We start from the raw sequence: 6,311 nt of genomic DNA on the forward strand, positions 1-6,311 counted from the left end.
GGGGACGACACGGCCCACCCGGCGCCTGTGGGGGCGGGGGTTGTGCTGATCGCGCCGCACCGCGTGGCCTCGGCTGGGCCGGGGCCGGCTCATCACCCGGCGCGGCACGGGCCTACGCCGGGCAGTGACGTGCACTACACGTGGTGAGTGACGCTCGCAGCATTCTGAGCCGCCGGCCGCCCCGGCGGGAGACCCGGGACGGCCACTATCCCCGTACTGTCGGAAATCTGACAGAAACTCAGCCGCGGACGGCCGCCATCGCCTCCGCGAGCCGGCGGACCCCCTCGTCGATCCGGTCCGCGGTCACCGCCGAGTACGCCAGGCGGAGGGCGTGCCGCCCGCCGTCCACGACGAAGTCGCTGCCCTTGACCACCGCCACCCCGCGCTCGGCGGCCGCCGGGGCGAGCTTGTCGACCAGCACGTCCTCGGGGAGCTCGACCCAGAGGAAGTAACCGCCGTCCGGCTCCACGAACCGGGCCTCGGGGATGTGCCGGCGCAGCGACTCGGCGAGCACCCGGGCCCGCTCGCCGAGGGCGGCGCGCACCGTCCCGATCGAGCGGTCGATGTCGCCGGAGACGCAGAACTGGTACACGATCGCCTCGGAGACCATGCCGGGGGAGATGTAGAGACTGGTCGCCTTCTTCGCGATGTCGGCGATCACGTCGGCCGGGCCGACCAGGTAGCCGACCCGGACACCGGGGCAGACCGTCTTGGTGAAGCTGGAGGCGTGCACCACCACGTCGCGGGTGTCCAGCGACAGCATCGACGGCAGCGCCTCGCCCCGGAACCGGATGTCGGCGTACGGGTCGTCCTCGAAGATGGTGAACCCGTACTCGGCTGCCAGGTCGAGCAGCTCCCGCCGCTTCTCCAGGCTGAGCGTCACGCCGGCCGGGTTCTGGTAGTTCGGGATGATGTGCGCCAGCCGGGGGCGCACCCCGGACTCCAGCAGCTTGCGCAGCTCGGCGGTGTCCAGCCCGTCCGGCTGGATGGAGACACCGTGCAGCTCGCTGCCCATCCGTTGGAGGTTGAGCAGGGTCCGGTCGTAGGTCGGGCGTTCCACCACCACGGCGTCGCCCGGACGGACCAGATGGTCGAAGAGGAACGCGTCGGCCTGCAACGAGCCGTTGGTGATCAGCACCTGGTCGGCCTCGACCCCGTGCTTCTCGGCGATCCACCTGCGGAGCGGGAGGTAACCGACGGAGGTCCCGTACGCCGTCACCCCGGCGGGGTCGGCGTCGAACGCGCGGACGGCGGCGGCCTTGAGCCCCTCGACATCGACGATGTCCAGCGAGGGCGCGCCACGGGCGAAGGAGATCAGCTGCTCGGCGGTCATGAGTGTTCAGCGTACGGGCGGTGACCGGCTGCGCGGGGACGGCACGGCGATGTCCGCATACTGAGCCACCGGGTCGGGTGACCGGCCTCGGCCGGTCGGCGGCAGATCAGACCGGAAGGCCGAGCGTGCCGTGCTGCGCCGGCCGGGAGAGGCCCCACGAGGGCTCGACCCGGCCGGGGCGACGTCCCGGTGGCGATCCTCGCCGAGCTGGGCGGCGGCCCCGGTGGCCCGAGCCGCCGCTCAGCCGGCGCCGACCATCCGGCTCGCGGCCCAGACCCGCACGATGTCCCGTACCGAGATCACCCCGGCCACCTCCCGCCCGTCGAGCACGACCAGGTGCCGGAAGCCGCCCCGGGCCATCGCCGCGGCCGCCTCCTCCACCGTCCACTCCGGCCCGGCGTAGACCACGTCCCAGGTCAGGTGCGCCCCGGTGCGTTCGACGTCGCAGTCCAGCCCGGCGCCGATGGCCTTGAGCACGTCGCGTTCGGTCATGATGCCGATCCCCTCGGAGTCCGGGTCGATCACGACCGCCGACCCGACACCGCGGGCCGACATCATCCGGGCCGCCTGGCGGAGCGTGTGCTCCGGGCCGACCACGAGAACCTGGCTGGACATCGCTTCCCGAACCTGCATCACGCATCACCCCTGTGGGACGGCGGCACCGGTAGGGACATGGTGCGCCCCGTGGGTTGCCGGGACAAGACCGGGCATCGCCGCGACCGGTGACCGCTCGCTACTGTCGTGACGTGTCCATCGAGCCTCTGCGCTGCGCCGGCGCCCTGATCGTCGACGACGACGGCCGCATCTTCTTCCAGCGCCGGTCCGCCGACCGACGCCTCTTTCCCAACTGCTGGGACATCGTCGGCGGCCACCTCGAACCGGGCGAGGACGTCGAGACGGCGTTGTACCGCGAGGTGACCGAGGAGACCGGGTGGACCGTCTCGCACCTGCTCGGCCAGGTCGGCGAGTACCGCTACGTCGGCGACGACGGGCTGGCCCGGGTCGAGAGCGACTGGCTGGTCCGGGTCGACGGCGACCTGGCCCGGCCGGAGCTGGAGGAGGGCAAGCACACCGAGTTCCGCTGGCTCGCCGCCGACGAGGTCGCCCTGCTCGACGAGCACCGCGACGTCAACGACGGCCTGATCCGGCGGATCGCGGAAGAGGCCTTCGCCGCCCTGCGCTCGATCGGTCTGTGAACGACGCCGTCGGGCTCGAGCCGCACCGGTTCGCCGGGCTGGTCGCCCCGGCGGTCGACCGGGCGTTCGTCGCCGGGATGTTCGCCGGCCGCGACGGCGGCGCCGAGGTGAGCCAGCGCTACGGCGGGCCGGCCGCCACCGGCTTCCTGGAGGAGTTCCGCACCCGGCTCGCCGCGCCCGGCGGGACGGTCGACCCGGCCGGGTTCGCGGCGGTCACCCGGTACCGGAATCCGGCCGAGTGCCGGCGCGGACTGGACAAACACGTCGCGTACGGGATGATCCACCGCGGCCCGGCCGGCGAACTCTCCGCCACCGACCGCGGCCTGGCCTTCCTGGCCGAGATCTGGCAGGTGCACGCCGAGGTGACCGAGGAACTCTGGGCCGGGCACGACGACCGGGTGGTGCGGCTGGTCGAGGCGCTCGGCCGGGTGCTGGTGTACGCGCTGGTCCTCGCCGAGGAGGAGGGCGACGGGTCCGGGGCGGCGTTCGCCGCGACGGCGCCGCCGCACGAGCCGGACGGCAGCCCGCCCGGGGTGCTGCTGCTCAACCGGCTGGGCACGCTGCGCTACCACCGGGCCGACGCGCACGCCGCCGCGTGGACCGCCGCCGGGCACACCGCGGCAAGCGTGACCGCCCTGCCCGCCGGCCCGGAGCGGCGGGCGATCGAGCTGGAGACCGACCGGCGCGCGGGCGGCCCGTACGTCGTGCTCACCGCCGAGGAGCGGCTGGCGGTGCTGGCCGACCTGGCGGCGCTGCCAGGCTGAACCGGTTGGCCACAGCGGCTCTGTCACGCAGCGCTATCCTCCACCGGTGACCGGGAGTCGGACGAGGGAGGACGCCGGAATGATCGGGATGGTGCTGGCAGCCGGGGCGGGGCGCCGGCTGCGCCCGTACACCGACACGCTGCCGAAGGCGCTGGTGCCGGTGGACGGGGACATCACCATCCTGGACATCGCGCTGCGCAACCTCGCCGAGGTCGGGCTCACCGAGGTCGTGATCGTGGTCGGCTACGCCGCGGACGCGGTCCGCGACCGGCAGGCCGACCTGGAGAAGCGGTACGGCGTCACGCTCACCCTGGTGCACAACGACAAGGCCGAGGAGTGGAACAACGCGTACTCGCTCTGGCTGGCCCGGGAGCACTTCAGCCGGGGCGTGCTGCTGGTCAACGGCGACACCGTGCACCCGGTGAGCGTGGAGAAGACCCTGCTGGCCGAGCGTGGCCCGGGCATCCTGCTCGCCGTGGACACGATCAAGCCGCTGGCCGAGGAGGAGATGAAGACCACCTTCGACGCCGCCGGCCAGCTCACCCGGATCACCAAACTGATGGACCCGGGCGAGGCGTACGGGGAGTACATCGGCGCGACGCTGATCGAGCCGCAGGTCGCCGACGCCCTCGCCGACGCGCTGGAGGCGACCTGGCGGCGCGACCCGAACCTCTACTACGAGGACGGCTACCAGGAGTTCGCCGACCGGGGTGGCGAGGTGCGACCGGCCCCCATCGGTGACGTCTCCTGGGTCGAGGTCGACAACCACGCCGACCTGGCCCGGGCGCGGGAGATCGCGTGCCGCTACTAGCCCGTACGGTGCTGACCCCGCTGCACATCGACGTACGGCGCGGGGCGGTCGCCGACCTGGCCTCGATCCTGGTGGACGGGCGGATCTCCTCCGGCGGGGACGTCGCGGTGGTGGTCGGCCCGGGTCAGGGCGAGCGGATCGCCGAGCTGATCCAGCCGTCGTTGCGCTCAGCGGACGTCTTCACCACCACCGGCGGCACTCTGGAATCCGCCGACGACCTGGGTGGAAAGCTGCGGGCGAGGTCGTACGACGCGGTGGTCGGCATCGGTGGCGGCAAGACCATCGACGTCGCGAAGTACGCCGCGACCCGGCGTGGCCTGCCGATGGTCTCGGTGGCCACCAGCCTGGCCAACGACGGGATCGCCTCCCCGGTGGCCAGCCTGATCACCGACGGGATCAAGGGGTCCTACGGCGTGCACATCCCGATCGCGGTAATCGTCGACCTGGACTTCGTGGAGAGCGGGCCGGAACGGCACAACCGTGCGGGCATCGGCGACGTGGTGAGCAACATCAGCGCGCTGGCCGACTGGGAGCTGGCCCGGCGGGTCCGGAACGAGCCGGTCGACGGCCTGGCCGCCTCGCTGGCGCGGATGGGCGCCGAGGCCGTGCTCGCCCATCCCGGCGACATGACCGACGACGCGTTCGTCACCGTGCTCGCCGAGGCACTGATCTCCAGTGGTCTGGCGATGGCGGTCTGCGGCACCAGCCGGCCCTCCAGCGGCGGTTGCCACGAGATCATGCACGCCGTCGACGCGCTCTTCCCCGGCACCGCCTCGCACGGCGAACTGGCGGGGCTCGGGGCGCTGTTCTGCACCTGGCTGCGCGGCGACCGGCGCCGCGTCGAGGAGATGTCGGCGTGCCTGGCCCGGCACAACCTGCCCCGGCTCCCCGCCGACGTGGGGCTCACCGACGATCAGTTCGTGGAGGCGGTGCAGTTCGCGCCGGCGACCCGGCCGGACCGCTACACCATCCTCGAACACCTGGCGATGTCGCCTACCGAGACGCGCGAACGGCTGGCAGACTACGCCGGTGCAATCCGCGACCACCTTGGCTGAGCCCCGCCCCACCGTCGCCGACTTCCACCGGGTCAACCGGGGAGGCGGCCTGTTCAGCGAGTCGGTCAGCCAGTGGCTGGGTGCGGTCTTCGCCCTGGTCGCCCAGCGACTCGGATTGCGCCCGACCGCGCTGACCATCACCAACCTGGTTCTCGGCCTGGCCACCTCGGTCACCGTGGTGGCGCTCGCCGACCGGGTCGCCGCCGGCGACGTACCGGCCTGGGTGGTCGGGCTGGTCGCGCTGGTCGGCTGGCAGGTCGCGTACGCCCTCGACTGCGCCGACGGGCAGCTGGCACGGGTCACCGGCCAGGGCAGCGCGGCCGGCGCCCGGGTCGACGTGCTCTGCGACGTGGCCGCCCAGATCGCCCTGGTCGCCGCGCTCGCGGCGACCGCGGTGGCGCAGCAGCCGGCGACGCCCACCTGGCTGGTGGCGGTCTTCGCCGGCACCTGGATGGTCAACCTGGTCACCTCGGTGATGCAGGCCGGCCCGAACGCGGCCAGCATGGTCACCTCGACGTCCCTGCCGGTACGCCTGGTGAAGCTGGTCCGCGACTACGGTGCGGTGATCTTCGTGGCCGCGCTCGTGCTGGCCTTCGCGCCCGCGCTCACCCTCTGGGTGATCGTCGCGTTCACCGTCGTCAACGGCGGGTTCCTGCTGGCCAGCATCGCCTTCTCCGCCCGCGCCTCCCTCCGCTGACACCCCACGCCACCCTCCGCTCCGGCACACGGGGTGACCAGGCGCCGCAATGGCGGCCTACGCGCCGCGGAATGAACAGTTTCCGGGAAAGTGCGGCTTTGCACGCCACCGAGTGCGCGGTTTCGGGAAGGTGCGGGCAGTTTCGGTGGCCGGTGCGGGACGGCTCAGGGAGCGGCGGGGGTGCGGGCGGTGTCGGCGTAGATGTCGATGAGCTGCTTGGTGACCACGTCGGGGTGGAAGGTGCGCTCGTAGCGGGAGCGGGCGGCGGGCGCGAGCGCGGTGGCGCCGTCCCGGGCCACCGGTAGTGCGGCGGCCAGCGCGGCCGGCTCCGGCGGCACCACCCAGCCGGACTCGCCGGCCACGATCCCCGCCGGCACGGCGGCAGTCCCCGACGCCGCACCCGCAGGGCTCACCGGAGCCGGGGCAGGGCCCGCTGGAGCCGCACCCGGGGCGGG

Annotated in this window: 7 protein-coding genes and 1 pseudogene; 5 read left to right on the plus strand and 3 right to left on the minus strand. The window is 73.1% G+C overall.

Annotated elements, in window-relative coordinates:
- Nucleotides 1-238: 238 nt before the first annotated feature.
- Both C1I99_RS27875 and C1I99_RS27880 read right to left on the minus strand, forming a co-directional pair.
- A complete protein-coding gene (locus C1I99_RS27875) occupies nt 239-1,333 on the minus strand; it encodes an aminotransferase-like domain-containing protein (RefSeq protein WP_111137186.1) in 1,095 nt (364 codons plus the stop codon).
- A 240-nt stretch (nt 1,334-1,573) separates the two neighbouring features.
- Complete coding sequence (locus C1I99_RS27880; RefSeq protein WP_111137187.1) at nt 1,574-1,966, minus strand: CBS domain-containing protein; 393 nt, start codon at nt 1,964-1,966, stop codon at nt 1,574-1,576.
- A gap of 113 nt (nt 1,967-2,079) precedes the next feature.
- On the opposite strand from C1I99_RS27880, the gene C1I99_RS27885 reads away from it, so the two are divergent.
- From C1I99_RS27885 to C1I99_RS27905, 5 genes are all read left to right on the plus strand, one after another.
- Nucleotides 2,080-2,529, plus strand: coding sequence for an NUDIX hydrolase (locus C1I99_RS27885; RefSeq protein ID WP_111137188.1), 450 nt, complete (start codon nt 2,080-2,082; stop codon nt 2,527-2,529).
- A complete protein-coding gene (locus C1I99_RS27890) occupies nt 2,526-3,293 on the plus strand; it encodes a hypothetical protein (protein ID WP_111137189.1) in 768 nt (255 codons plus the stop codon). The genes C1I99_RS27885 and C1I99_RS27890 overlap by 4 nt, the downstream gene beginning before the upstream one ends.
- A gap of 79 nt (nt 3,294-3,372) precedes the next feature.
- A complete protein-coding gene (locus C1I99_RS27895; protein WP_111137190.1) occupies nt 3,373-4,104 on the plus strand; it encodes a phosphocholine cytidylyltransferase family protein in 732 nt (243 codons plus the stop codon).
- Nucleotides 4,092-5,159, plus strand: coding sequence for an iron-containing alcohol dehydrogenase family protein (locus tag C1I99_RS27900; RefSeq protein ID WP_111137191.1), 1,068 nt, complete (start codon nt 4,092-4,094; stop codon nt 5,157-5,159). The genes C1I99_RS27895 and C1I99_RS27900 overlap by 13 nt, the downstream gene beginning before the upstream one ends.
- On the plus strand, nt 5,134-5,856 hold the full coding sequence (locus C1I99_RS27905) for a CDP-alcohol phosphatidyltransferase family protein (protein WP_111137192.1): 723 nt from the start codon (nt 5,134-5,136) through the stop codon (nt 5,854-5,856). The genes C1I99_RS27900 and C1I99_RS27905 overlap by 26 nt, the downstream gene beginning before the upstream one ends.
- A 164-nt stretch (nt 5,857-6,020) precedes the next feature.
- Here C1I99_RS27905 and C1I99_RS27910 read toward each other — a convergent pair.
- Nucleotides 6,021-6,311: pseudogene (locus tag C1I99_RS27910) on the minus strand (glycosyl transferase family 1); the annotation flags it as partial.

Source organism: Micromonospora deserti, assembly GCF_003236335.1.
Classification (GTDB): Bacteria; Actinomycetota; Actinomycetes; order Mycobacteriales; family Micromonosporaceae; genus Micromonospora; species Micromonospora deserti.